Annotated in this window: 21 protein-coding genes; 8 read left to right on the forward strand and 13 right to left on the reverse strand. The window is 66.4% G+C overall.

Features of this window, described 5'->3' with window-relative positions; translation table 11 throughout:
• Positions 1 to 49: 49 nt before the first annotated feature.
• From BAC01S_RS30750 to BAC01S_RS09130, 3 genes are all read left to right on the forward strand, one after another.
• On the forward strand, positions 50 to 2,887 hold the full coding sequence (locus BAC01S_RS30750) for a helix-turn-helix transcriptional regulator (protein ID WP_043201802.1): 2,838 nt from the start codon (positions 50 to 52) through the stop codon (positions 2,885 to 2,887).
• A gap of 204 nt (positions 2,888 to 3,091) precedes the next feature.
• Positions 3,092 to 4,204 carry a porin gene (locus BAC01S_RS09125; RefSeq protein WP_027794487.1) on the forward strand — a complete coding sequence of 371 codons (1,113 nt, stop codon included), beginning with the start codon at positions 3,092 to 3,094 and terminating at the stop codon, positions 4,202 to 4,204.
• 65 nt (positions 4,205 to 4,269) lie between these two features.
• The gene (locus BAC01S_RS09130; RefSeq protein ID WP_027794488.1) at positions 4,270 to 4,617 is read left to right on the forward strand and encodes a BON domain-containing protein; all 348 of its coding nucleotides are present in this window, start codon (positions 4,270 to 4,272) and stop codon (positions 4,615 to 4,617) included.
• Positions 4,618 to 4,796: 179 nt separating this feature from the next.
• On the opposite strand, the gene BAC01S_RS30755 is transcribed toward BAC01S_RS09130, so the two are convergent.
• From BAC01S_RS30755 to BAC01S_RS09160, 6 genes are all read right to left on the reverse strand, one after another.
• Complete coding sequence (locus tag BAC01S_RS30755) at positions 4,797 to 6,116, reverse strand: MFS transporter (RefSeq protein WP_043201699.1); 1,320 nt, start codon at positions 6,114 to 6,116, stop codon at positions 4,797 to 4,799.
• A 159-nt stretch (positions 6,117 to 6,275) separates the two neighbouring features.
• The gene (locus BAC01S_RS09140) at positions 6,276 to 7,097 is read right to left on the reverse strand and encodes an SDR family NAD(P)-dependent oxidoreductase (RefSeq protein WP_027794489.1); all 822 of its coding nucleotides are present in this window, start codon (positions 7,095 to 7,097) and stop codon (positions 6,276 to 6,278) included.
• 24 nt (positions 7,098 to 7,121) lie between these two features.
• Entirely contained in the window at positions 7,122 to 7,538 is a 417-nt protein-coding gene (locus BAC01S_RS09145; protein WP_027794490.1) for a MaoC family dehydratase, read from the reverse strand.
• Positions 7,539 to 7,552: 14 nt separating this feature from the next.
• Positions 7,553 to 7,993, reverse strand: a complete 441-nt coding sequence (locus BAC01S_RS09150) for a MaoC family dehydratase N-terminal domain-containing protein (protein ID WP_027794491.1) — start codon at positions 7,991 to 7,993, stop codon at positions 7,553 to 7,555.
• Positions 7,994 to 8,049: 56 nt separating this feature from the next.
• Entirely contained in the window at positions 8,050 to 9,237 is a 1,188-nt protein-coding gene (locus BAC01S_RS09155; RefSeq protein ID WP_027794492.1) for a lipid-transfer protein, read from the reverse strand.
• Positions 9,238 to 9,283: 46 nt separating this feature from the next.
• The gene (locus tag BAC01S_RS09160; protein WP_027794493.1) at positions 9,284 to 10,423 is read right to left on the reverse strand and encodes an acyl-CoA dehydrogenase family protein; all 1,140 of its coding nucleotides are present in this window, start codon (positions 10,421 to 10,423) and stop codon (positions 9,284 to 9,286) included.
• 355 nt (positions 10,424 to 10,778) lie between these two features.
• Between BAC01S_RS09160 and BAC01S_RS30760 the strand changes: the two genes are divergently transcribed.
• Together BAC01S_RS30760 and BAC01S_RS09170 are read left to right on the forward strand one after the other, a co-directional pair.
• Positions 10,779 to 11,363: a DUF2889 domain-containing protein gene (locus BAC01S_RS30760; RefSeq protein ID WP_043201702.1), complete on the forward strand. Its 585-nt coding sequence runs from the start codon at positions 10,779 to 10,781 to the stop codon at positions 11,361 to 11,363.
• A 197-nt stretch (positions 11,364 to 11,560) separates the two neighbouring features.
• Positions 11,561 to 13,441: a feruloyl-CoA synthase gene (locus tag BAC01S_RS09170; protein WP_027794494.1), complete on the forward strand. Its 1,881-nt coding sequence runs from the start codon at positions 11,561 to 11,563 to the stop codon at positions 13,439 to 13,441.
• 114 nt (positions 13,442 to 13,555) lie between these two features.
• On the opposite strand, the gene BAC01S_RS09175 is transcribed toward BAC01S_RS09170, so the two are convergent.
• Genes BAC01S_RS09175 through BAC01S_RS09185 form a run of 3 tightly spaced genes read right to left on the reverse strand, consistent with a single transcriptional unit; the run spans position 13,556 to position 17,186 of the window.
• On the reverse strand, positions 13,556 to 14,743 hold the full coding sequence (locus tag BAC01S_RS09175; protein ID WP_027794495.1) for a lipid-transfer protein: 1,188 nt from the start codon (positions 14,741 to 14,743) through the stop codon (positions 13,556 to 13,558).
• A 53-nt stretch (positions 14,744 to 14,796) separates the two neighbouring features.
• Positions 14,797 to 15,936 (reverse strand): CaiB/BaiF CoA transferase family protein, encoded by a 1,140-nt coding sequence (locus BAC01S_RS09180; RefSeq protein ID WP_027794496.1) that lies wholly within the window; start codon positions 15,934 to 15,936, stop codon positions 14,797 to 14,799.
• A gap of 23 nt (positions 15,937 to 15,959) precedes the next feature.
• Positions 15,960 to 17,186, reverse strand: coding sequence for an acyl-CoA dehydrogenase family protein (locus BAC01S_RS09185; protein ID WP_027794497.1), 1,227 nt, complete (start codon positions 17,184 to 17,186; stop codon positions 15,960 to 15,962).
• 234 nt (positions 17,187 to 17,420) lie between these two features.
• Here BAC01S_RS09185 and BAC01S_RS09190 point away from each other — a divergent pair, with 234 nt between their 5' ends.
• On the forward strand, positions 17,421 to 18,341 hold the full coding sequence (locus BAC01S_RS09190) for a LysR family transcriptional regulator (protein ID WP_027794498.1): 921 nt from the start codon (positions 17,421 to 17,423) through the stop codon (positions 18,339 to 18,341).
• A 68-nt stretch (positions 18,342 to 18,409) separates the two neighbouring features.
• On the opposite strand, the gene BAC01S_RS09195 is transcribed toward BAC01S_RS09190, so the two are convergent.
• From BAC01S_RS09195 to BAC01S_RS09210, 4 genes are all read right to left on the reverse strand, one after another.
• On the reverse strand, positions 18,410 to 19,558 hold the full coding sequence (locus tag BAC01S_RS09195) for an acyl-CoA dehydrogenase family protein (protein WP_027794499.1): 1,149 nt from the start codon (positions 19,556 to 19,558) through the stop codon (positions 18,410 to 18,412).
• A gap of 13 nt (positions 19,559 to 19,571) precedes the next feature.
• Positions 19,572 to 20,771 carry an acyl-CoA dehydrogenase family protein gene (locus BAC01S_RS09200; RefSeq protein ID WP_027794500.1) on the reverse strand — a complete coding sequence of 400 codons (1,200 nt, stop codon included), beginning with the start codon at positions 20,769 to 20,771 and terminating at the stop codon, positions 19,572 to 19,574.
• Between the two features lie 71 nt (positions 20,772 to 20,842).
• Positions 20,843 to 21,757, reverse strand: coding sequence for an SDR family NAD(P)-dependent oxidoreductase (locus tag BAC01S_RS09205; RefSeq protein WP_027794501.1), 915 nt, complete (start codon positions 21,755 to 21,757; stop codon positions 20,843 to 20,845).
• Positions 21,758 to 21,808: 51 nt separating this feature from the next.
• The gene (locus BAC01S_RS09210; protein ID WP_304622294.1) at positions 21,809 to 22,621 is read right to left on the reverse strand and encodes an enoyl-CoA hydratase/isomerase family protein; all 813 of its coding nucleotides are present in this window, start codon (positions 22,619 to 22,621) and stop codon (positions 21,809 to 21,811) included.
• Positions 22,622 to 22,809: 188 nt separating this feature from the next.
• On the opposite strand from BAC01S_RS09210, the gene BAC01S_RS09215 reads away from it, so the two are divergent.
• Both BAC01S_RS09215 and BAC01S_RS09220 read left to right on the forward strand, forming a co-directional pair.
• Positions 22,810 to 24,051: a thiolase family protein gene (locus BAC01S_RS09215; protein ID WP_027794503.1), complete on the forward strand. Its 1,242-nt coding sequence runs from the start codon at positions 22,810 to 22,812 to the stop codon at positions 24,049 to 24,051.
• Positions 24,052 to 24,068: 17 nt separating this feature from the next.
• Positions 24,069 to 24,815 carry an SDR family NAD(P)-dependent oxidoreductase gene (locus BAC01S_RS09220; protein ID WP_027794504.1) on the forward strand — a complete coding sequence of 249 codons (747 nt, stop codon included), beginning with the start codon at positions 24,069 to 24,071 and terminating at the stop codon, positions 24,813 to 24,815.
• Positions 24,816 to 24,855: the final 40 nt, after the last annotated feature.

Genomic DNA, 24,855 nt, shown 5'->3' on the forward strand with positions numbered 1-24,855 from the left:
CTGCCGCGCTTCCTGTCCTTTCGTGGCAACGTAAATGGTACCCGCCTACATGTCCGATCGTTCGCAACCCTGGTCCGGTGGACTGAATCCCGCCACGCTCAAACCGCTCGTCAACAGCAAGCTCAGCGTGCCGCGCAGCGGCCGGCGCATGCTGAACCGCGATTCGTTGCTCACCCGCATGCTGGCCGAGCGGCATCGCCGCGCGTTCGTGCTGCAAAGCCCGGCGGGCTACGGTAAGACGACTGCGCTTGCAACCTGGTGTCGCGCGCTGGCCCCCCTCGGCTACGACGTCGCGTGGCTCTCTCTCGACACGGACGACGATGACCCGGGCACGTGGCTCGAATACCTGCTCGCGAGCGTGGCGAAAGTCGATGCGGCGATCTCCCGCGAAGCGATGCTGCTGGACGGCTTCGGCATGGACCAGGACGGCATCGAGCGCACCGTGATCGCACTGGTGCGGGGCGTTGTTCGTCACCGGCGCGAGCTCGTGATCGCATTCGACGACCTGCATCACATCACCGACTCCCGCATTCTCCAGGCCCTGCAGTGGCTGCTCGACTACGCGCCGGAAAACCTGCATCTCGCGTTCGCTGCGCGCGGGCCCGTACCGCTGTCACTCGACCGGCTGCGCGCGCAGCATCTCACGTTCGAACTCAATCTCGGCGACCTGCGGCTTACGCCGGAAGAGGCCGAGCATTTCCTGAAGGCGCAGCTTGGCGAAATCGAGCCGGCGAGCGCGCGGCGCCTCAACGAACTGGCCGACGGCTGGGTGTCGGGCCTGCAACTCTTTTCGTTGAGTCTGAAGAAGCGGCGGCGCGCGGCGGCGCCACACGAGGTGGATCTGGCGATACGCGAGCAGGTGCGCGACGCAAGCGCGTTTTCGCTCTACTTCGAACGTGAAGTGCTCTCGAAGCTCGCACCCGTCGAACTCGATCTCCTCACGCGCGCGGCCGCGTGCGAGCGCTTTTGCGCATCGCTTTGCGTCGCGCTGTGCGCGAACGACCAGCTCGAGCGCGCCGGTGCCGCGCAGCTCCTGGAGCGCCTCGAAAACGACAATCTCTTCATCGTGCCGCTGAACCAGAGCGAGCGGGAGAACTGGTACCGGCTGCATCCGCTGCTGCGCGAAACCTTGCTCGGACGCTTCGAAAGCTGGAGCGACGGCGCGCGCCGTGAAGTGCATACGTTTGCGTGGCGCTGGTTTCTGGAACACGGTCATCTGGGCGAGGCCGTGTTTCATACGTTGAAGGCGGGCGAACCCGCGCGCGCCGCCGCGCTGATCGAGCGCTGCGCGCAGACACTCTGGCAGCGCGGCGAGATGCGCACGCTGGCGTCGCTCGTGCGGCAGCTTCCGCCCGATCAGGTGCAGTCGAGCCCCAGCCTGCGCTCGTGGGTCGCGCGGCAGCAGCTCTATCACCTTGAATTCGACGCCTGCGCGGCAACGCTGCGGTCGCTCGAAGGCGATCTGCCTGCGCAGGCCGCCGCGGACCGCTTCAGGATCGTGCTATTGCGCGCGGCGCTCGCGATCGAACGCAACGACGTGGACGGCGCGGTGGCCTTGCTGCCCGCGCTGCTCGCGCCGCCGCCGTCGGTCGAGCCCGTGGTGAACGCGGGCCTTCGGAACGCGCTGTCGTGGATCTACATCCAGTGCGGCGAATACGCGCGCGCACGCGATCTCCAGACACCGGACACCCCCGTCGCCGACATCGACGGCGAGCCTTTGCTCGGCACCGCTTCGGGCACGCTCACCGGACGCTGCCTCATGGGCCTCGCGCATTCGCTGGAAGGCGAAGTCAATCAGGCCGAGCGCATTTATCGCGCCGTGCTGCGCGAGGCCGAGCGGCGCGGCCGTTCGTGCAACCATGCGGCGAGCGCGGCGGCCGTGCTGCTCGGCGAGCTTCTCTACGAGCACAACCAGAACGACGCGGCGCGCGAACTGCTGGAAGCGCGCGTCGACGTGGTCGAGCGGCTCGGTATTCCGGACATCGCCGAGCGGGCCATGCTGGCGCTTTCGGGCGCAAGATGGGTGGCCGGTCATCGTCTCGACGCCTTCGCGCAGCTCGACCGCCTCGAAGACTACGCAACGTCGTTCGGCCTGACTCGCCTGCTTGGCGCGAGCCTGGCCGCGCAGGCGGTGCGGCGTTTGAGTCTCGGCGAATTTCACGTGGCCGGATCGTGTCTCGAACGCCTGCAGGCACTCGACGCGGCTGTACCGCCGCGCGACGGCTCGCGCTTCGACGCACTCGAACTCTCGTGCAGCAGCACCGCGATTCGCCTGCACATGGCGACCGGCGATCACGAACGCGCCGCGTTGCTGCTCGATCGCCTGATCGACTATTGCACGGCGTCGGGCCGTATCGATCATGTCGCGCCGCTGCGTTTGCAGCGCGCCGTGGTCGACATGAAGTTCGGGCGCCCGGCGGCCGCGCGCGCGAACGTGGTGGAAGCGCTGAGTCTCGGGCACCGGTTCGGTCTGCTGCGCCGGCTGCTCGATGCGGATCCGTCCGTGCTCGATCTCGTCGATGAGGCAGCGCGGCAAGCGCCGCTCGATCCCGTGCTGGGTTTCTATGTCGAGCGTCTGCGCGCCGCGTTGCCCAAGCCTTTCGACACCGCCGATAGCGCGAGAGCCGATTCGCGCCGCCGCTCGGCCATGACCGGCTTCAAGGTGTTGAGCGAGCGCGAGCTCGACGTGGTCCGCTTGCTGGGCGAAGCGCTCAGCACGAAGAAGATTGCGCGCGCGCTCGGCCTGTCGCCCGAAACGGTGAAGTGGCACCTCACGCGCATCTACGGAAAGCTGGGCGTGAGCGGGCGCGACGAAGCCGTCGAACGCATGCGCGACATGGACTGGGCGGTCGAGCCCGATAACGGCGCACCCGACGCCGGCCGCTAGACACGCAGCCTTTACGCACCCCCTATTTTTTGATCGCGCGCAAACTCACCGGGTTATCCCACCCCCCGGATTCGGGTTGCCCGCGCACACGCAACACTCCTCAAGATCGGCATACGGTCGGCCTGACGGCATTCGCCGGCAGGCTCCCGTATTCCGGTCATCCGCATTCGCCGGATGCGGACATCACAAACAGAGGAGACTTGCATGCGTGTTGTCGGTCGAAGTCTTTGTGGAGCGGCGCTGTTGTGCGCGGCGGGCGGTGCGGCCGCGCAGTCGAGCGTCACGTTGTATGGCGTGGTCGACGTGTTCATGCAGTACCAGGGCAACGGCGCCGTGCATACTTTTTCGGAGCGCAGCGGCGGGAACACCGGGTCGATGTTGGGCCTGAAGGGCAGCGAGGATCTGGGCAGCGGCTGGAAGGCCGCGTTCGACGTCGAAAACGGCTTCAACGCCAACAACGGCACGTTCTTCGTCGATTCGACCTCGATGTTCTATCGTCAGTCGTGGGTCGGCCTGACGAACGAAAAATACGGATCACTGACTTTTGGCCGCCAGTATCAGCCGAGCTTCCTGGTGGTCTATCCTGCCGATCCGTTCCGCGCGAACGAACTGTTGGCCCCGGCCGCCGCCGCCGTTGTCGCGATCGATCGCAATACGCTCGCGACACAGAGTTTCTCGGGCCGAACGAGCAACTCGATCGTCTATCAGTCGCCGGCCGTAGGCGGACTCAAGCTCTACGCGATGTATGGCTTTGCGGCAACGGCAACGCAGCCGATTCCGCAGTCGGTCGGCAACATGCTCGATGTCGCCGCGTCGTGGACCGGTTATGGCTTCTATGCGGGCTTCGGGTATCAGTACACGCATTCGGGTACGGAAACTTACCCCGGCCTTCCCGCCGCGATGAACCTGTTAGGCACGGAGCGCTTCACGGGTGCGCTCGCGTATCGCATCGGCATCGTCAACCTGCAGGCGCTCTACACGTATGCGCGTGCCGACGACGCACCCGCAAAGTCGCTCGCGGCGCTGCTGGGCGCGGATCATTCCTATAGCCTCGCGTCGTTCGGCGCGACGATCCAGGCAACGCCGTCTGACACGGTTGAAGTGTCCATGCAGGAGCGCGCGGTGCGCGGCGCGCACGACAACACGCCAGGCTTCGAGATTGGCTACGACCATAACCTGTCGAAGCGCACGGCCCTGTATGCCCGCGCCGGATACATGAAGAACAACGGCACCGCGACCACGAGCTGGCCGGGCATCACGGCCACGGCGGGCACGTCGCAGACGCTCGCCGTCGTCGGCATGACCCACCGTTTCTAGTCGTAGCGCTACTCAACATGGCGGCATCGCCAATCAAAAATCACCAGGCAAAAGGAGAATCCACGATGAAGTGCTTTCGCATCGGGCCAGTGCTCGTCAGCGCCCTGATCGTCGCCGCGCCGTTTCAGGCGCACGCGCAGACGTCCGCTCCGGCGGAGTCTGCTGCAAGTGCGCCTGCCGGCGCCAAGGAGGCGAAAGCCGCCAACCGCGCGCTGCAAAAGAGCGTGATTCGCACGCTCGCCCGCACCAGGGGACTAACCGTGACGAACATCACCGTGCGTGCGAACGACGGCGACGTCGTGCTGGAAGGAACCGTACCCGAGGCGTCGCAAATGGATATTGCGGTTCAGGCCGCACGCGGTGTGCAGGGCGTGAAGTCGGTCAAGAGCGCACTGACCCTCTCTACTTTTTAACGCGGTGCGGCGAGGCGGCGGAAGGCCGCCGCCAAAGCAGACGACCCGGAGCGGCCAGCGAGGCGCTCCGGGTCGTCTGCTTGATGGGCGCTACTCGCGCCGTCGTGCGGTTACGCCTTGTGATCTTGCGTAGCCCGCAGCGGAAGCGCCGGGGTGTTGGGGACGATCGTTTGGAGCGATCAGATAGCCGGTGACTCGCAGGCCTGCAGCGGCGTATCGAGGGCGCGGCGCGAGCGCTCCGGATGCAGCCAGCACAGCGCCAGCAGGGCGGCGGTGATGGAGAGGATCGCGCAGGTGGCGAAGCCCATCTCGCAGGCGCTTGCGACCTGCGTGCCGCGCGCCTGCACGATCGCGCCCATCACGGCCGGTGCGATCGCCGCGCCTATGCTCGCAACGGCGGTATGAATCGCGAGAATCAGCCCGCGTTGCCGGTCCGGCACGACCTCGGCCAGCAGCGCGGGGCCTACCGCGAAGCAGACCGTCGGCAAGGCCGCGCCCACGGCGAGCAGCAGCACCTTGGCGCTCGCCCCGAACGAGAAAAGAAGGGGCGCGACGTAGAGCGCACTGCTGGCGAGCAACGCGACGCTGACGACCTGAACGCGCGCAACGCGCGTTGAGATGCCGCGTCCGAGCATGAACTGCGACAGTCCGCTCACGCCGACACTAACGGGCGCCGCCGTGACGATGACGAGCGCGAACCAGCGGCCCGCGGCGATGTTCGAAAAGCCAAGTCCTTTTTCTAGGTACGCGGGCAGCCAGGTGAAGACCAGACCCAGCGACCAGTAAGCGGCGAAGCCGAGCAGAAACACGCAGAGGACCGAAGGATCGCAGAGCGTCGTCCGCAGCCTGCGCTCGGGGGCAACGGGATCGCTCGCTTCGCTGGCCAGCGAAGCCGCCGCTGTCGTGCGCGGTGTGGCGAGCTTGCCTTCGCGCCCGAAGCACAGCCAGAGCAGGCTGCCGAGCGCGCCGATCACGGCGAGCAGCACGAAGTTCATGCGCCAGCCCCAGTGCTGCGTGATATGCGGAATCACGAGCCCGGCAAGCAGCAGACCGAGCCCGGCGCCCTGGCTCACGACGGCGACCGGCAGGTTGCGCTTGCGGTCGGGAAACCACTTGTAGAGCGCGTGGATCGTGGTAGGCGAGAAGGGCCCCTCGGCGGCGCCAAGCAAGAGCCGACAGACGAACAGCGAGAGCGCGCTCGCTGCGAATGCCTGGGGAATCTGGACAAGCGCCCATGTGACGCTCATCGCCAGCAGCAGCCAGCGCGTCTGCATGCGGCCGGCCAGCATGCCGACGGCGATCGTCGAGAGCGAGAACAACCAGAAAAATCCGCCCGCGATCACGCCGAATTCGGCGGGCGAGAGGTGCAGCGCCGCCATGAGCGGCACGGCGACCATGCCGATCACGATCTTGTCGAGAAAGTTGATGAGCGTGAGTACGGTCAGCAGGACGGTCATGGTCCATGCCGCACGCGGCTGGAAATCGGACGAAGCAGTCATGGCAAGTCTCGTTGGCCCGCTTCGCGGGGACACGCGCCGTCTCGTCCATTTCCGTTTGACGCAACGGAAGTTGGCGTTGACGGATGAGATTCAACTTCTGTCGCCGCCTGGCCGGCGCCGTTGCGGCGCCGGCCGGGAGAGTGGGGCACGCACGCCCGATCACGGCGCTCCGGCAACGGACACGACCTGCCCGGTAATGTAATTCGACTCCGGCAGACAGAACAGATACACCGCGCCTGCCGCTTCCTCCGGCGTGCCGCCGCGACCGAGCGGACAGCGCTGCGCATGGGTCTTGAGCAGATCCGGATTGATCCCCACGCGAATGTCGCGGCCCTCGATCTTGACCGTTGCGCCTTCCTTCGCGTCGGCGTCGGTCATGCGCGTGTGAATGAGGCCGAACGCCACCGCATTCACGTTCACCTTCATGCGGCCCCACTCGCGGGAGAGCGCGCGCGTCATGCCGATCACCCCGGCCTTCGCGGACGAGTAGTTCATCTGCCCCGCGTTGCCGTTGAGCCCCGACACCGAAGAGATATTCACCACCTTGCGGAAGATCTCCTGCCCCGCGGCCGACTCGGCCTGGTATTTCGCCTTGATGTGCGGATACGCGGCGCGCAGGATGCGGAACGGCGCGGTGAGGTGGCAGTCGAGTATCGCGTACCACTGCTCGTCGGTCATGCGCTGAATGACGTCGTCCCACGTGTAGCCGGCGTTGTTGACGATGATGTCGATGCCGCCGAACGTCTGGACCGCCGTGTCGATATAGCGCTGCGCGAAGTCCGGCGCGGTGACGCTGCCCACGCAGGCAACCGCTTCCGACCCTGCCTGCCGCACCGCTTCCACGGTCTCGTGCGCCGGGTCGGCGTCGAGATCGTTCACGACGATGCGCGCCCCTTCGCTGGCCAGCTTCAGCGCAATGGCCTGGCCGATGCCTCGTCCCGAACCGGTGACGAGCGCGACTTTTCCGTCGAGTTTGCCCATGCTTTCTCCGTCTCTTTCAATGATTTAGAAGGCGATCACGGCCGTGCCGGCCACCCTGGTTTCGCCGTACTGGTTCGCGGTCTGGATGTCGAGGCGCACGCGCTTTTCGCCGGCGCTTTCGTACTTCTCCACGATCTTGCCGGTGCAGGTGATCTGGTGGCCGAGATGCGTGATGCCGACAAAACGCACGCCGAATTCGCGCAACTGCCGCTGATCGACCCACTGCGTAAGGAAGCGGCCGAGCCAGGCCATCGAGAGCATGCCGTGCGCGAACACGTCGGGCATGCCGGCCTTGCGCGCGTAGTCGAGGTCGATGTGGATCGGGTTGTGGTCGTTCGAGGCGCCCGCGAAGAGCGCGAGCGTCGTGCGGTTGACCGGCGCAAGCGTCAGCGGCGGCAGCGTGTCGCCGACCTGCAGCGTATTGAAGTCAGGATTGCTCATCGAATTGGGCCTCTTCAGAGGTTGCGGTGAACGATCACGGCGCGCAGGTCCGCAACGTGTTCGCCTTTCGCGTTGGTGACGCGCGTTTCCTTCACGATGAAGGTGAGCGCGCCGTCTTTCTTGTCGTAGATTTCCGTGATGCGCGGCTCGAACAGCAGCCGCTCGCCGGCATGGGCGGCACGGTGATAGACGAACGACTGCTCGCCATGCAGGATGCGCGAGGGCACGATGCCGATCTCCTCGCGCCAGCCGGCTGCGGGCTGCGTGAGTTCCAGCGAGAACAGGAACGTGGGCGGCACGGGCAGGCCGGGATGCCCGGCGTCGCGCGCGGCCGCTTCGTTCGTGTAGACCGGACGGGTTTCGCCGGTCGCTTTCGCGAAGAGGGCCAACTGGCCCGGCTCGGCGCTCGCGTGGAACGAGGGCAGCGCCCGGCCGATGAATGACTTGTTGATCATGTCGACGACAATCGAAGGAGGAGTGAAAAGGGCGCGCGGGGCGCACCGGGGGCGCGTCAGGCGGTTTTCCGGTAGGCCGTGACGACGCACGCGCCGCCAAGCCCCAGGTTGTGCTGAAGCGCGATCTTCGCGCCCGGCACCTGGCGCTCGCCCGCCGTGCCGCGCAGCTGCTGCACGAGCTCGAAGCACTGCGCGAGGCCGGTCGCGCCAAGCGGATGCCCCTTCGAAAGCAGCCCGCCGGAGGGGTTGACGATCCAGCGCCCGCCATAGGTGTTGTCGCCGTCCTCGACGAGCTTCTCGCCTTCGCCGTCCTTGCAGAGGCCGAGGCCCTCATAGGTCAGCAGCTCGTTCTGCGCGAAGCAGTCGTGCAGCTCGATCACGTCGACGTCTTCAGGGCCGATGCCCGCCTGCTCGTAGACGAGACGAGACGCCGACTTCGTCATGCCCACGCCGACGAGGTCGATCATCGAGGGGGCTTCGAACACGCTGGGGTCGTCGGTGGTGAGCGCCTGTCCGGCGATCGCCACGTCGGCGCGCAGCCCGTGCTTGCGCGCGAATTCCGCCGAAACGACGATCGCCGCCGCCGCGCCGCAGGTGGGCGGGCAGGCCATCAGGCGGGTGAGCACGCCTTCCCAGATCATCGGCGAGGCCATGACGTCCTCGGGCGTGACGACGGTGCGGAAGATCGCCAGCGGATTGCGCGCCGCGTGCCGGCTCGCCTTGGCACGAATCTTCGCGAACGTTTCGAGCTTCGTGCCGTACTGTTTCATGTGCGCCAGGCCGGCGCCCGCGAACATGCGAATCGCGCCTGGCAGATCGTTCTTCGGCAGCAGGTCGGCCGCCAGCGCCTGGAAGCGCGCCATGGCGCGCGGGCGGTCGTCCCAGTGGCTTGCGAGCGCGCCCGGTTGCATCTCTTCGAAGCCGACGGCGAGCGCGCAGTCCACCATGCCGCTCTTCACGGCCTGGTGCGCGAGATAGAGGGCGGACGAACCCGTCGCGCAGTTGTTGTTGACGTTGACGACGGGGATGCCGGTCATGCCGACGCGGTAGAGCGCGGCCTGGCCGCAGGTCGAATCGCCGTAGACGTAGCCGGCGTAGGCCTGCTGCACGGCGCCGTAGGCGAGGCCCGCGTCTTCCAGCGCCTGGCGGATCGCCTTTTCGGCCATCTCGTCGTAGTGGGCGCTCGCGCCCGGCTTCATGAACGGAATCATGCCGACGCCGGCAACATGGACATTGCGTGTCATGCTTGTGTCTCCTTTTATATCGAATCGGTCGGGTTCAAGGCGGCGCTCAGAGCGCGCGAGAGATCAGCTCGCGCATGACTTCGCTGGTGCCGCCGAAGATGCGGTTCACGCGGGCATCGACGAATGCGCGCGCGATGGGGTACTCCAGCATGTAGCCGTAGCCGCCATGCAGCTGCACCATCTCGTCGAGCGCCTTGCCGAGCGTTTCGGTCGCGAAGAGCTTCGCCACCGCGGCCTCTTCGAGCGTGAGCCGGCGGCGCAGGTGTTCGGCGAGGTAGTGGTCGACCAGCGTGCGCACGGCGATCGCCTGCGCCTGGATGTCCGCGAGCTTGAAGCGCGTGTTCTGGAAATCCCACACGGTCTGGCCGAATGCTTTGCGATCCTTAACATAGGCGATCGTTTGCGCGAGCATCGTTTCGAGGCGCGCGGCGGAGACGAGCGCGATGGTCAGGCGTTCCTGCGGCAGTTCGGCCATGAGATAGCGGAAGCCCTGGCCTTCTTCGCCGAGCAGGTTGCCGGCCGGCACGCGCACGTTGTCGAAAAAGAGCTCGGCCGTGTCCTGCGAATGCAGCCCGACTTTCTCCAGCTTGCGGCCGCGCCGGAACCCTTCGCGATTCGCCTCGACGACGATCAGGCTGATGCCCTTGGCGCCTGCCGCCGGGTCGGTCTTGCAGACCACGACGAACAGATCGCCGATGATTCCGTTGCTGATGAAGGTCTTGCTGCCGTTGATGACGTACTCGTCGCCGTCTCGCACGGCAGTCGTGCGGATCGCCTTCAGGTCGCTGCCGGTGCCGGGCTCGGTCATCGCGATGCCGAGGATCGTTTCGCCGGTGCACGCGCCGGGCAGCCAGCGTTGCTTCTGCGCTTCGCTGCCGATGCGCTCGATGTACGGTGCGATGATGTCCGAGTGCATGTTGAAGGTGACGCCGGAAACGCCGCAGCGCGCCGCTTCCTCGGCCATCACCGCGCAGTGCCCGTAGTCGCCGCCGCCGCCGCCGTACTCGGTCGGCAGTCCGACGCACAGCAGGCCCTCGCGCCCCGCGTTGCGCCAGACCTCGCGGTCGACGAGGCCTGCCTTGTTCCAGTCGGCCAGATGCGGCACGCACTCGCGCTCGTAGAAGCGGCGCACGGTGGTGCGGAACATCTCGTGGTCCTCGCGGAACACATTGCGTTGTATCTGCATATCGGAATCCTCTTGTCGACGCCGTTCCTGTTGCCTGTTTTTTTGGGCGGCCGCGCTGCCGGGCGGCGTGCCGCGGATAGCTGAGGCCCCGCTTCCCGGGTACCCCCTGCAGAAACGATGGTCCCCGCTTCGTTCGGTCCGAAAGCCACCGCCGATGGGGGGGCGCCGGCAGGGCGGCAGCGGTCCGTGTCCACGCCGCACTCCGGCGGTTAAGGGAATACCCCCGGTGGGGTGAGTGCGCCCCCCAACTCCGGTGGTTTTTGCCGCCTGCGTCGCTCCTACGCTTCATGCACGCTGGCGCCGGCCGGATGGCACCGGCCTGCCACCGTGCGATCCCTTCCCGAACGAGACCACCATGACCGAACCCGCCAATGCGTCACGCCAGCCTGTCCACACGCGCCAGGTCGTCTGCACCGGTTATGTCCGCGACGACGGCCTCCTCGAGATCGAAGGCCGGCTTCTCGATACGCGGTCCCGGCACGCCAGCCTGTTCTTCAAGGACGTGCCGGCCGGGAACGCCATTCACGCCATGCGCGTCGTCGTCACCGTCGACCAGGAGCTCGTGGTCCGCCATATCGAAGCGCAGACGGATACGGGGCCCACGCCGTATTGCGCGCAGATCAATGCGGCCTACCAGCGGCTCGTGGGCATTGCGTTCCGCGGCGGTTTCATGAAGGACGTGAAGGCGCGCCTGGGCGGCCCGAACGGCTGCACGCATCTGACCGAACTGCTTGGGCCGATCGCCACGACGGCGGTGCAGACCCGCATGGCCCTGCAGAGCGCCGGGCGCGCCGCGGCGGGCACGCGGCCCTCCGGGGACGACGTGCGCGTGAGCGCCATGCGCGACACGTGCTACGCATGGCGCGAGAACGGCGAAGTCATGCAGATCGTGCGGGCGAAGGACACGCGTGCGGACCTCGCCACGCGAGAGGGCAAGTAGCCGGCGAGGCTACAATGGGCCGGATCGCTGCCTGGCCGTGCCGGCAGCCACCGGGATCGGGTGGTTCAGCCGGCCGTGCGACTCGCTATCGTGACTCACGAGAGGCGTTCGCGACGATATCGTTCCGGGGCCTCCGAACCCGAACACCAAGGGGCGCGCCGCTCACGACGCAGCGCCCGCACAGGAGACAACGCGCAATGACCCCATCCACGGCCAGTTCCCCGTCGACGCCTGCTTATCGCCCGATACGCACCCCGTTGCGGCGCACGCTTGTCGAGCGGCGCGACGACGGCTGCCTGATTCTGCGTTCGGAGCACCCGCTGCCCGATATTGCGCAAACGAGCTTTGCCGACTTCATCGAGCATTGGGCCGGGGCACGCGCGGATACGGCGGTGCTCTGCGAGCGGGATAGCGGGGGCGAGTGGCGCTCGCTGTCGTGGCGGGCGCTGTGGCAGCAGGTGCAGTCGGTTGGCGCCGCGTTGCTGGAGCTCGGGCTGAACCAGGAGCGCCCGCTGATGCTGCTGTCCGGCAATTCGATCGAGCAGGCGGTGATCCTGTTCGCGGCGGAGTACGTCGGCATTCCGAGCGCGCCGGTTTCGCCGGCCTATTCGACGCTCAGCAAGGACTTCGCGCGGCTCAAGGGCGTGCGCGATCTCGTGCCGCCCGCCGCCGTATTCGTTCAGGACGCCGCAGCAGTGGCCCGGGCGCTCACAGCGCTCGAACCTGGCGACGTGCCCGTGATCGCGGTGAACGGCGCGACGGGCGGCCAACTGGACTGGGCCGCGCTTGCCGCGACGGAATTGACGGGCGCACGCCGCGCGGCTGTCGCGGCCGCGCATCGTGCTGTCCGCCCGGATTCCACGCTGCGCGTGCTGTTCACGTCCGGCTCGACCGGCGTGCCCAAGGGCGTGAACCTCACTTACCGCAACGTGAAGGCAGTGACCGCGTACTTTTCCGAGAACCTGGCGTGGCTGCTCGACATGAAGCCCGTGTTTCTGGACTGGCTGCCGTGGCATCACGGCCTGGGCGGCATCCTGAATCTGGGCCGCTCGATCCAGTTCGGCGCGACTCACTACATCGACGACGGCCGTCCGCTGCCGGGCATGATCGAGCGTACCGTGCGCAATTTGCGCGAAGTCGCGCCGACCATCTTCACGAGCGTACCGTCCGCGTGGACCGTGCTGGCGAACGAGATGGAGCGCGATCCCGAGCTGGCGCGCAATCTGTTCTCGAACGCGAGCTTTTTCGGCTATGGCGGCGCGAGTCTGCCTGCCGACGTGTGGGAACGCATTCAGCGCGTGGCCGTGGCCACGACGGGGCAGCGCATTGCATTCCTTTCGGGTCTCGCTTGCACGGAGACTTGCGCCGTGGGCACGCATTGCGGCTGGCCTTCCGACACCGTGGGCAACATCGGCGTGCCGGTGCCGGACATGGAAGTGAAACTGCTGCCGCTCGAAGGCGGCGATGGACGCTACGAAATCCGCATGCGCGGGCCGAGCGTGTTTGGCGGATATGTCAAGCATCCCGAACTAACGGCAGCCGCGTTCGACGAAGAGGGCTTTTTCCGCCTCGGTGACGCGGTGCGCCTCGCCGACGCCGCGGACCCTTCAAAGGGTCTGCTGTTCGCGGGCCGCGTGGTCGAGGATTTCAAGCTCGCCAATGGCACGTGGGTGCGTACCGGCGCCGTGCGCCTCGCGCTGCTCGACCGCTGCGCACCGCTTTTGACCGATGCGGTGATTTGCGGCCACGACCACGACTATCTGGCCGCGCTCGCGTGGCCGAACGTGGCGGCGTGCCAGCGCCTCGCGCCGGAACTCGCCGGGCTCGATGCGGCGGCGCTCGCGCAGCATCCGCTCGTGGTGGCGGCGCTGAGCGAACGGTTGCGGCACCCGGGCACGCACGCGGCGAGTCTTGCCGTCGAGCGCCTGATGCTGATGGCGGAGCCGCCTTCGATGGATGCCAATGAAATCGCGGACAAAGGCTATGTGAACCAGGCTGTGACGCGAGCACGCCGTGCGCATTTGGTCGAGGCGCTTTATCGAAGCGAGCCCATGACACACGTTGCGTGTGCGCGATGATCTGAAGTGCGGTAAAGGAAAAGGGTTGCGCTCTCGATGAGGGCGCAACCCTTTTTGCTGCGGCCGCGGGCTCGGTGAAGCTGAGCCGGATCTTCGCGGCCGTTGCCGAAACGATCAGTTCTTGCCGTAAAGCGTGACCACGCAAGCGCCGCCCAGGCCGATGTTATGCTGGAGCGCCAGATTCACGCCTTCCACCTGGCGCTTGTCGGCGGTGCCGCGCAGCTGATGGGTCAGCTCGTAGCACTGCGCGAGACCCGTTGCGCCGAGCGGATGCCCCTTCGAAAGCAGGCCGCCGGACGGATTCGTGACAACGCGGCCGCCGTAGGTGTTGTCGCCGTTCATCACGAACTTCTCGGCTTCTCCGGTGGGGCAGAAGCCAAGCGCTTCATAGGTCAGCAGTTCGTTGTGCGCGAAACAGTCATGCAGTTCGCACACGCGAATATCCTCCGGGCCAACGCCCGCGTCTTCATAGACCTTGCGTGCGGCGGCGCTCGCCATGTGGCTGCCCACGTAGCTGATCATCGAGGGCGGGTCATAGGACTCGGCGGGGTCTGTCGTGATGGCTTGCGCGAGGATCACGACGTCGCTGCGCAGGCCGTGCTTCTTCGCGAACGCTTCCGAAACGACGACGGCGGCGGCAGCGCCGCAGGTGGGCGGGCAGGCCATCAGCCGCGTCATCACGCCGGGCCACATCACCTTGTCGGCCATCACGTCTTCCGTCGTCACGACGTTGCGGAACATGGCGAGCGGGTTATTGGCGGCATGGCGGCTTGCCTTGGCGCGAATCGCGGCAAACGTCTCCATTTTCGTGCCGTAACGCTGCATGTGCTCTCGCCCCGCGCCGCCGAACGCGCGCAACGCTTCGGGCATGCCCACGGCGTCCTCCGTGAGCGCGTGCGCCATGGGCATGAAGCGCGCGCGGGTGGGCGGCCGGTCCGGCCAATAGGACCTTAGCGCGCCGGCTTCCATCTGCTCGAAGCCGAGCGCGAGCGCGCAGTCCACCTCGCCTCGCGCCACGGCCAGGCGCGCGAGATAGAGCGCTGTCGAGCCGGTCGCGCAGGCATTGTTGACGTTGAACACCGGAATGCCGGTCAGGCCGACCTCGTAAAGCGCGGACTGGCCGGAGGTGGACTGGCCGTATGCGAAGCCGACGTACGCGTGCTGCACCTGCGCGTAGTCGATACCCGCGTCGGCGAGCGCCAGCCGCGTGGCCTGCGCACCCATGTCCACATAGCTCGGGCTGGTGCCGGGTTTCGTGAAGGGAATCATGCCGACACCGCAGACATGCACTTTTTCGCTCATGGTTTCTCCAGTCTTGATTCGAAGGTCGGTGAGTGGGGGTTAGGGATGGGGGATCACGTTCCGTTGTCGGGATGATTCGCAATCCCAAGTTCATCGAGAATCGCGGCGGTATGTTCGCCGCGCTTTGGAATAGGCGGCGGCGTCCAGGCAGGCTCGCCGACGAATCGTGGCGCGGCGGCCGCCTGCCTGACGCCGTCGCGTTCGACGTAGATTTCGCGGGCGCGGATGTGCGGATGCCGGGCGGCTTCGTCGGGCGACAGTACGGGGGCGAAACACGCGTCCGTGCCTTCGAGGAGTTCGCACCATTGCTCGCGGGTCCGTTGCGAAAACAGTTGTGCGAAGCGTTCGCGCAGCGCTGGCCACGCGTCGGCATCGTACTGGCGGCTGAAGTCCGCGTCGTCCGCGAGACCGAGCTTGTCGAGCAAGATCCGGTAGAACTTCGGTTCGAGCGCTTGCACGCTGATCCAGCCACCGTCCGCGCAGCGATACGTCCCGCTCCAGTGCGGTCCGTCGAAGAGGCTCTCGCCGCGCTCGCTTTTCAGGTAGCCGGCTGCGGCCTGCGCAAGCAGCAGGTTCATCATGTGTGCGCTGCCGTCCACCATGGCCGCGTCGATCACCGCGCCCTGGCCTGTCGTGCGCGCGCGCAGGATCGCGGCGAGCATGCCGACCGCGAGGTACAACGCGCCGGCGCCGATGTCGCCGAGCAGCGTGGGGGGCGGGCAGGGCGCTTGTCCCGGCGGGCTTGCGTACCAGAGGGCGCCGGACAGCGCCGTGTAGTTGATGTCGTGCCCGGCTGCCTGAGCGAGCGGCCCGTGCTGACCCCAGCCCGTGATGTGGCCGTAGACGAGGCGCGGATTGACGGCGAGGCATTGGGCAGGGCCGAGCCCCAGGCGATCGGCGGTGCCGGGCCGCATGCCTTCGATCATGCCGTCGGCGCGGCGCACGATCTGCAAGATCCGTTCGCGGTCGGCTGCATTCTTGAGGTCGAGCGCGATCGACCGCTTGCCGCGGCGCGCGATGGCATGGCGCTCGCCCACCTTCGGTGCTTCGTCGCCTGCGGCAGCGTCCGGCGTACCGGCAGGCCGCTCGACCAGTATCACGTCCGCGCCGAGATCCGCGAGCAGCATCCCGCAGAACGGCCCCGGCCCGATGCCGGCCAGCTCGATGAGGGTAACGCCCGAAAGCGGCTTCATTGCGTGGCTCCCGTGTTCAGGGTTCAGGCCGCGAACACGGCGGGATCGATATCCAGACACGGATGCAGCGGCATACCGGCCGCGATCTTCGTGAGTGCGGCGCCGATGATGTTCTTGTGGATCTCGCTCGTGCCTTCGCCGATCTGGTTGAATTTCGCATCCCGCACGAAGCGCTCCAGCGGGTATTCCTTCAGGTAGCCGTTCGCGCCGAGCAGTTGCAGGCAGTCGATCGACACCTTCATGCTCAGGTCGGTCGCGAGCATCTTGGCGATCGAGCCGTGCAGCGCGACGTCGGCATCGCCGCGGTCGTAGCGGCGCGCAGCCGCATACACGGTGCAGCGCACGGCTTCGATACGCGCGCCCATGTCGGCGATCATCCACTGGACGCCCTGGTGGTCGCTGATCGGCTGCCCCTTCACCTGGCGCCGCGACGTGTACTGCGTGGCGATCTGCAGCGCGGCCGTCATGCGTCCGAGCGCGATAGCCGCGTGACTGATGCGCGCGCGCAGGAGCAGGTCTTGCGCGATCGTCATGCCCACGCCGCGCTCACCCAGTTGCCGCTCCGGCGGCACGAACACGTCTTCGAAGCGCAACCCGGCAATCGGCAATCCATACCAGCCTAGCTTCGGCACGTCGTCGGACACCGTCAGACCGGCCGACTTCCGGTCGACCAGATACGACAGCAGATGCCGCGTGCCCGGCGGGCTGTTCGGTTCGCGTGCGATGACAACAAAGTAGTCCGAAACGTTGGCGCGCGTGATGAACTTCTTCACGCCGGTGATCCGCACGCCGCCCTCGACCGGGCGCGCGATCGTCTTGAGGTTGCCGAGGTCCGATCCTGCGTGCGGCTCGGTCAGCGCGAACGCGCACTGCCGCTCCCCGCTTGCAAGCCGCGGCAGCACCTCGCGCTGCAGCTCCTTGCTGCCGGCCACGATGATCGCGCTGGCCGAGCCGTCGGTGCCGACCAGCATCGCGGCCGCCGCGCTGCACGCGCGCGCCAGCTCTTCGACGATGCGCGCGCGCAGCATCATCGTGGCGGCGATGCCGCCGTATTCGCGCGGAAAGCCGTTCGCGATCAGCCCTTCCCGGCTCAGCAGACGGAAGGTGTCCCAGGCAAACTTGTCTTCGCGGCCGACGCTGTTCGCCTTCGGACCGATTTCCTCGGTGACCAGTTGGCGGACGCGTTCGAGCACGGCCGATTCCTCGGCATTCAGTTCGACGAATGGATGGTGGTCTGCGCTCAAGGGCATGGTGTCCTCTTCGGTATGGGTTGGCCGGCCCTGCGGGCTCGCTTGATTGAGGTATTGGCTCCATTGAACGTCATTCGCGGGATGCTTTCGATGCGTCGCGATACGCGCATTGCACGTGGCTATGCGGGCCGGACATATGGCTGTATGCTCGCGCATGACTTGCCGATTTGCCCCAGCGACTTGCCCCAGCGAGTTGCCCCAACGATTTCACCGACTGACGAAGCGGCGCCGAACATGACCTTGCTCGATAGAGACCTGGAGTACTTTCTGGCGATTGCCAGTCATGCGTCGCTCGCCCAGGCCGCCGTGTCGCTCGACGTGTCGCAGCCCACGCTCAGCCGCTCGATCCAGCGCCTCGAACGTCACTTCGGCGTGCCGCTGCTCGAGCGCACGGCGCTCGGTGTCGAGCCCACCGAGGCCGGTTCGCGGCTCCTCAAGCGGGCGCAGGTGGCGAAGGTTGCGCTGGACGACATCAGCCGCGAGATCAAGGAACTGGCCGATGGACTCGCCGGCCACGCGCGAGTGGCCAGCGGCTACACGCTCTGGCCGCTGGTGTCCGGTGCGCTGGTGCCGCAGCTCAGGATCGAGCGCCCGGTCTCCACGCTCACGCTCGATGTGATGATTGCCGACGAGATCTTGCAGGTGGTGGAGGCGGGCGAATACGACTTTGGCGTATGCGTGCTGCCGAGCGAACTGCCCTTCGCGCTGGAGGCTGAAGAGCTGATGCGCGACGAACTCGTGCCCGTGGTGCGCAAAGGGCATCCGCTGACGGCGCGCGGCGCGACGCTGGCGGAATTGCGCAAGTATCCGTGGATCGGCTTTCGCTCGAAGGTGGGGACTTACGACGCTGTTGTCGCGATGTTCAACGAAGAGGGGCTGGCAGCGCCGGAATATGCGGTCGAGACCAGCATCTACGAGGTCGCGTTACAGGCGGCGGCACGCTCCGATTTCGTGACGATGGCGCCCAAATGGCTGGCGGGTTGGCGCCCGGGAGGCTTTACTTCGCTGGAGGTGCTCGATCTGCCGGGCGTGGCGTACCGCCGGCATATCGGTATCGTTACGCGGCGCCATGCTTACCTGGGGCCAATCGCGCAGCGCGCGATGCAGCTCATTCGGGAAACCTTGTTACAGGTGCAGAGCCGCTCGCAAGAGTAAGCGGCTGATGGAGGCAAAACGTCGCCGCGTGTCCCGGCTTGTGCGGGTTCACGCGGCGGCGTGAGCCGTCACGAGGTCAGCGCCCGCTGCAGAACGGCGACCGAGACGGCGTCATGCGCGTCGCTATTGCCAAACAGCAGATCCGCCACCACCGCGCGCTTGAAGTAATGACCCACGGCGTACTCCTCCGTCATGCCGATGCCGCCGTGCAACTGGATCGCCTGACCGCACACATACTTCGCCGCGCGCCCGATCAGCGCCTTCGCCATCGAAACGGTGTGATCGCGCCGGGCCGCATTGTCGTTTTCGATCGACGCGAGCAGCGCATAGAGCATCGAGCGCGCGACTTCCAGCTCGGCGCTCATGTCGGCAATGCGGTGCTGCAGCGCCTGGAAGCTGCCGATCGGGACTCCGAACTGTCGTCTCACCTTCAGATACTCGGCGGTCATTTCGATGGCCCTTTCCATGGCGCCCACAAGCTCCGCCCCGAGCGCGGCGACCGCGTGCGCAAGTCCGTGCCGCAGCGCCGGGAGACCGTCGGCGCGCAGGCCGAGCCGCTGGTCGGCTTGCACGCGGACCTGCGCGAATTCGAGCGCCGATGCGCTACTGCCGTCGTGCAACAGATAAGCGCGTTCGGTCACGCCCGGGGTGCCGGCGTCCACGACGAAGAGCGCGAGCTGGCCCGGTTTGCCGGCCTCGTGAATGCGCGCTGAGACGATGTATCCGTTCGATCCGCGCGCGCCGAGCACAAGCGATTTGCGGCCATTGAGCAGATAGTCGTCACCGGAAAGTGTCGCCTGCATCTCGACGACGGCCGGATTGCCGTTCGACGCCGCTTCGCACCAGGCGAGCGCGAAGCGCGCTTCGCCGCTCGCGAGCGGCGGCAGCCAGCGCGCCTGCTGCTCGGGTGTCGCTGCCGCGGCGAGCGTTTGCGCGGCGAGCACCGCGCAGCCCAGATAAGGGTCGATCACGAGGCCTCGGCCGAGCTGCTGGGCGATCAGCGCTGTATCGAGCACCGAGCCGCCGAGGCCGCCGCCCGATTCGGGCAATGCGGCCGCGAGCCAGCCGTTATCGGCGAAACGCTGCCAGTTTTCCGCGCTGCCGCCGCGGCCGGCCTGGACGAGCGCCGTGCGCGCGGCGAACCCATAAGACTTGTCGATGAAACGGCGCACGCTGTCCTGAAGGAGCTGCTGCTCGTCGGTAAGAGTGAAGTTCATGGCGATATCCGCTTCAGAGATCGAGAATCGATCGGGCGATGATGCTGCGTTGAATCTCGCTGGTGCCGCCGTAGATGGTCGTGGCGCGCCGGAAGAACATCTCGGCGGCCATGGCCTGCACTTCGGCTTCGGGCTTCGAGGCCTGCATGCCATCGGCAGCCTCGTCTTCGGCCAGGCGCGAGACGGCGGCCTGCTCGCCGAGCGATTCGACGAGGAACTCGCTCAAGCGCTGCTGCAATTCGGTGCCGCGTATCTTCAGGATCGAGCCCATGGCGTGCGCGGCGGGGCTGTGGTCGGCCTCCATGGCCGCCACCCGCTGCACGAGCACGGAGATCGCCAGCACCTCGGCTTCCAGCCGCGCGAGGCGCAGCGCAAACTCGCTGCGGGCAAGCAACGGCGCGTTGTCGACATGGCGATTACGCCCGGTTTCCTTCAGGAGACGCAGCAGCCGCAGCAGCGCGGGCAGGTCGGCGGTGGAAGCATGCTCGTTGTTCAGCAGGAACTTGGTGAGCTTCCAGCCCTCGCCCGGCGCGCCGACGAGATTGCCGGCCGGCACGCGCACTTTGTCGAAGAAGGTTTCGTTCAGGTGGTGCCGGCCGTCGATGCTGATGATGGGGCGCACCGTGACGCCCGGCGTCTTCATGTCGACGAGAAGGAAGCTGATGCCGAGCTGCTTCTTCGCCTCGAGGTCGGTGCGCACGAGCAGGAAAATCCAGTCCGCCTGGTGCGCGTAGCTGGTCCAGATCTTCTGGCCATCCACCACATAGTGGTCGCCGTCGAGCACGGCCTGGGTGCGTAGCGAAGCGAGATCCGAGCCCGCCCCGGGCTCGGAGAAGCCCTGGCACCACAGCCGTTCGCCGTTGAAGATCGCCGGCAGATGCTCGGCCTTTTGCTCGGGCGTCGCGAAGTGATTGAGAACCGGCCCGACCAATTTCTGCGCGAAGTTGTCCTGCGTAGGCGCCCCCGCGGCCGCGCATTCCTCGTCGAACACGAGACGCTGCTGCACGGTCCAGCCCGTGCCGCCGTGCTGTTTCGCCCAATAGGGCGCGCCCCAGCCGTGCTCGTTCAGGATGCGCTGCCAGCGCATCAAGTCGGGGCGTTGCGAGCGCGAACCGCTCTTGCGGCCGGCGAGTTCGGCGGGCAGACGGTCTTTCAGGAAGCGTCGCACTTCCTCGCGAAACTCGCTCAAATTCGAATCGTGTCGGAAATCCACTTTAAGGGCTCCTGATGGGTTGAAATGCGGCGTGTCCGGTTCGACGCCGCGCGCTTGCCGTGTCTTTCGGTTTAGACGGGATCCCAGTTGAACACCATCGAGCCCATTTCCATCGGCACGAACGAACTGGAAAAGGCGGGCAGCAGATGGGAGGCAAGCGATTCGGGCGACCAGCCTTCGGAGCGGTGCAGCGAGCGCATGGGGCGCGGCTGGCTCATCAGGAAGACCTCGTTGCGGCGGACGACGAAGATCTGGCCGCTCACGGACGCCGCGGCGTCACTGCCTAGCAGCACGGCGAGCGGCGCGACCGTTTCGGGCGACATCGTTTTGGCCTTCTCGATGCGCGCGGCCTGGTCCGGGGTGTCGGGAATGCTGCCGACCATCCGGCTCCAGGCGAACGGCGAAATGCAGTTGGAGCGCACGTTGTAGCGGGCCATGTCGAGTGCGATCGAGCGCGAGAGGCCCGCAATGCCCATCTTGGCCGCCGCGTAGTTGGCCTGGCCGATGTTGCCGATCAACCCGGCCGTCGAGGTCATGTGCACGAACGCACCGCTTTTCTGCTCGCGGAAATGCGTGGCCGCGGCGCGGCTCACGTTGAAGCCGCCGAACAGGTGCACGCGCAGCACCGGCTCCCATTCCTCCCACGTCATCTGGTGGAAGATGCGGTCGCGCAGGATGCCGGCATTGTTGACGACGCAATCGATCCGGCCATACTGATCCATTGCGGCTTCGACGATGCGCCGCGCCGTGCCCCATTCGGCCACGCTGTCCTTGTTCGCGATTGCATCGCCGCCTTCGGCTCGGATCGCGGCGACCACCTCCTGCGCGGGATCGTCCGCGCAGGCCTCACCGCTCACGGTCGAGCCGACGTCGTTGACCACGACGCGCGCACCTTGCCGGGCCATCTGCAACGCAATTTCGCGACCGATGCCGCGACCGGCGCCGGTCACGACGACGACTTTTCCTTCCATCATGGGATTGCTCATCTTTCTTTCCTTTCGATCGGGGAAATCAATGTTGCGCGGAGGCAAAGGTGGTCAGCGGCCGAGAAAGCGGGGTGCCCGCTTTTCCTGGAACGCCGCGAGACCTTCCTGAATGTCGTGGCTGTGCTGATGCAGCGCCGATACCAGCAATTCCTGGCGCAGCGCCACGTCGACAGGCTGTTCGAGTCCGTCGTTCACGAGCGCCTTCATGCGGGCAAGCCCGAGCGGACTCTTTGCGGCGATCTTGCGGACGAGCGCCGCACATGCGTCGAGCAGTTCCGCGTCGTCGACGACCGCATTGACGAGACCCGCCCGCTCCATGCTTTCGGCGGAAGCGAATTCGCCGGTATACATGAGGTATTTCGCGCGCGTTGCGCCGATCTTGCGCGGCAGCCGGACCGATCCGCCGCCGCCGGGCAGCAATCCATAGTTGGCGTGGGCGTCGCCGAACCGCGCGGAGCGGGCAGCCAGCACAAGATCGCAGCACAGCACGAGTTCGAGGCCGCCGGCGAGGGCGAGTCCGTTGACCGCCGCGATAACGGGCCTCGTAAGCCGTTCGAGGCGATTGAGCAGCACGAGCAGATCGGCAAGGAACCGGTCGGTGCCGCTCGCGTTGCCTTGCAGCGCGCCTTGGGCGAACTTGAGATCGGCCCCCGCGCAGAATGCACGGCCGTTGCCGGTCAGGACGATTGCGCGGATATCGTCGCGGCGTTCAGCGTCGTCGAGTGCGCGCATGGCGAGCGCAATGACGCCGGGAGAAATCGCATTCATCACCTCCGGGCGATTGAACGTAAGCCACAAGGCCTGTTCGCGAACATCTATCAGGATTTCGGCTTCTTGCATGGCTTCTTGCGCCGCTTCTTGCATCTTCCGCACCGTGTATCTCCAGATCTTTTTTGCACGATAGCAGTTCGATTTCGCGGTCTCCACAGGCTATGCACGGAGCGCATGGGCTCTGCCGGGCTTTGCATAACGGGGCCGATCGGGAGAGGAGTGGCGCTCACATAATTTCCCCCAGCAACGGCGTTTGCCGGTGCCTTTCAAGGGATCGTGAGATGAGCGAAGAAATCTACGTGGTCGGTGTCGGCATGACGCCGTTCGGGCGATGTCTCGACGTGAGCATCAAGGAGATGGTGCGGCAGGCGACCACGAGCGCATTGAAGGACGCCGGCATCGAACGCGAGGCGATCGAGGCGGCCTTTTTCGGCAACGCATCGCAAGGCCACATGGACGGGCAGCACATGATTCGCGGGCAGGTCGCGCTGCGCGCCATGGGCATCGGCGGCATTCCGGTGGTCAACGTGGAGAACGCCTGTGCGAGCGGCAGCAGCGCCTTCACGCTGGCCGTCAATCACGTCCGGGCCGGCATGGGCGACATTGCGCTGGCCGTGGGCGCGGAGAAGATGGTGTCCACCGACAAGGAACGCATGTTCTCGGTATTCGACAGCGCGATGGACGTATCGCTCGGCAACGCGGCGCTCGATGACCTGACGCGCCAGGGCAAGGATCTCGAAATCCCGCCCGGCACGACATCGACGCGGCCCTACAGCATTTTCATGGAGGTCTATGCGGCGATGGCGCGCGCGCACATGTTGCGTTTCGGCACGACGCAGCGGCAGTTCGCGGCGGTCTCGGCGAAGAATCACCGGCATTCGGTGCACAACCCGCTGTCGCAATACCGGAACGCATACACGATCGAAGAGGTGCTGGCCGCAGCACCGATCACCTACCCGTTGACAGTGCCGATGTGCTCGCCGGTGTCGGACGGCGCGGCGGCGGTGATCGTCTGCAACCGCGAGGCGCTCAAGCGCATGGAGAGCGGCGCGCGCCGTGCCGTGCGCGTGCTGGCCGCCGTCATCCAGACGGGCAGCGATCGCCCTTATGACGACATCGACAATCACATCACCGTGCGCGCGGGCAAGCGCGCCTATGAAATGGCCGGTGTGGGGCCGCAGGATGTTTCGGTTGCCGAAGTGCATGACGCGACTGCGGTGGGAGAGATTCTCCAGATCGAGAATCTGGGTTTCTGCGCCTTCGGGGACGGCGGGCCGATCTCGGAGCGCGGCGAAACGGAAATTGGCGGGCGCATTCCGGTCAATCCGTCGGGTGGTCTCGAATCGAAGGGGCATCCGGTGGGCGCAACGGGACTCGCGCAGATCTACGAGCTGGTGACGCAGTTGCGCGGCGAAGCCGGCCAGCGCCAGGTGGAGAACGCGCGCATTGCGGTTGCGGAGAACGGCGGCGGCACGCACGGCGTGGAAGAAGCCGTGGCGTGCGTGACGATACTCGGACGCTGAAGTGAACGGAGGTGAACATGAAACTGCAAGACAAGGTAGCGATCGTAACGGGCGCGGCTTCCGGGCTGGGTTTGGCCACCTGCCACGCTCTTTCGGCAGCGGGTGCGAGGGTGGTGGGATTCGATCTCGACGCCGGCAAGCTGAAGCATGCTATGGGCGGCACGATGAAGGGCGTGGCGCTCGACGTGGCCGACGAAGCCGCTGTCGGCGATGCCGTCGCATCGGTGGCGGCCACCCATGGCGGCCTGCATATTGCCGTGAGTTGCGCGGGCATACTCGGGCCGTGCAAGACGCTGTCCAAAGGCAAGCTCTTTCCGCTCGACCTGTGGAACCGCGTGCTGGCGATCAATCTGACCGGCACGTTCAATCTCGTGCGCCATGCGGCGCTCGCGATGTCGGCCAACGAGCCGGACGAAACGGGCGAGCGCGGCGTGATCGTCAATACCGCATCGGGGGCGGCGAAGGCCGGGCAGATGGGGCAAGCGGCTTACAGCGCGAGCAAAGCGGGGGTTATCGGCATGACGTTGCCGATCGCGCGCGACCTCGCCGAGCACGGCATACGTGTGCTCTCGGTCGCCCCGGGGCTGTTCGAAACGGGTATGTCGGCGGGCATGCCCGAGAAGGTCTCCGAGGGCATTATCGACAAACTGCTGTTTCCGCGCCGCATGGGGCACGCAGACGAATTCGCCGCGCTGGTGCGGCATGTCGTCGAAAACCCCTATCTGAATGCGCTTACGCTCGATATCGATTGCGGGATGCGCTAGGGGGACGTCGTCGATAGTTGGCGATGGGGGCGGCTTTCCG

It is taken from the genome of Paraburkholderia acidipaludis NBRC 101816 (assembly GCF_000684975.1).
GTDB lineage: Bacteria > Pseudomonadota > Gammaproteobacteria > Burkholderiales > Burkholderiaceae > Paraburkholderia > Paraburkholderia acidipaludis.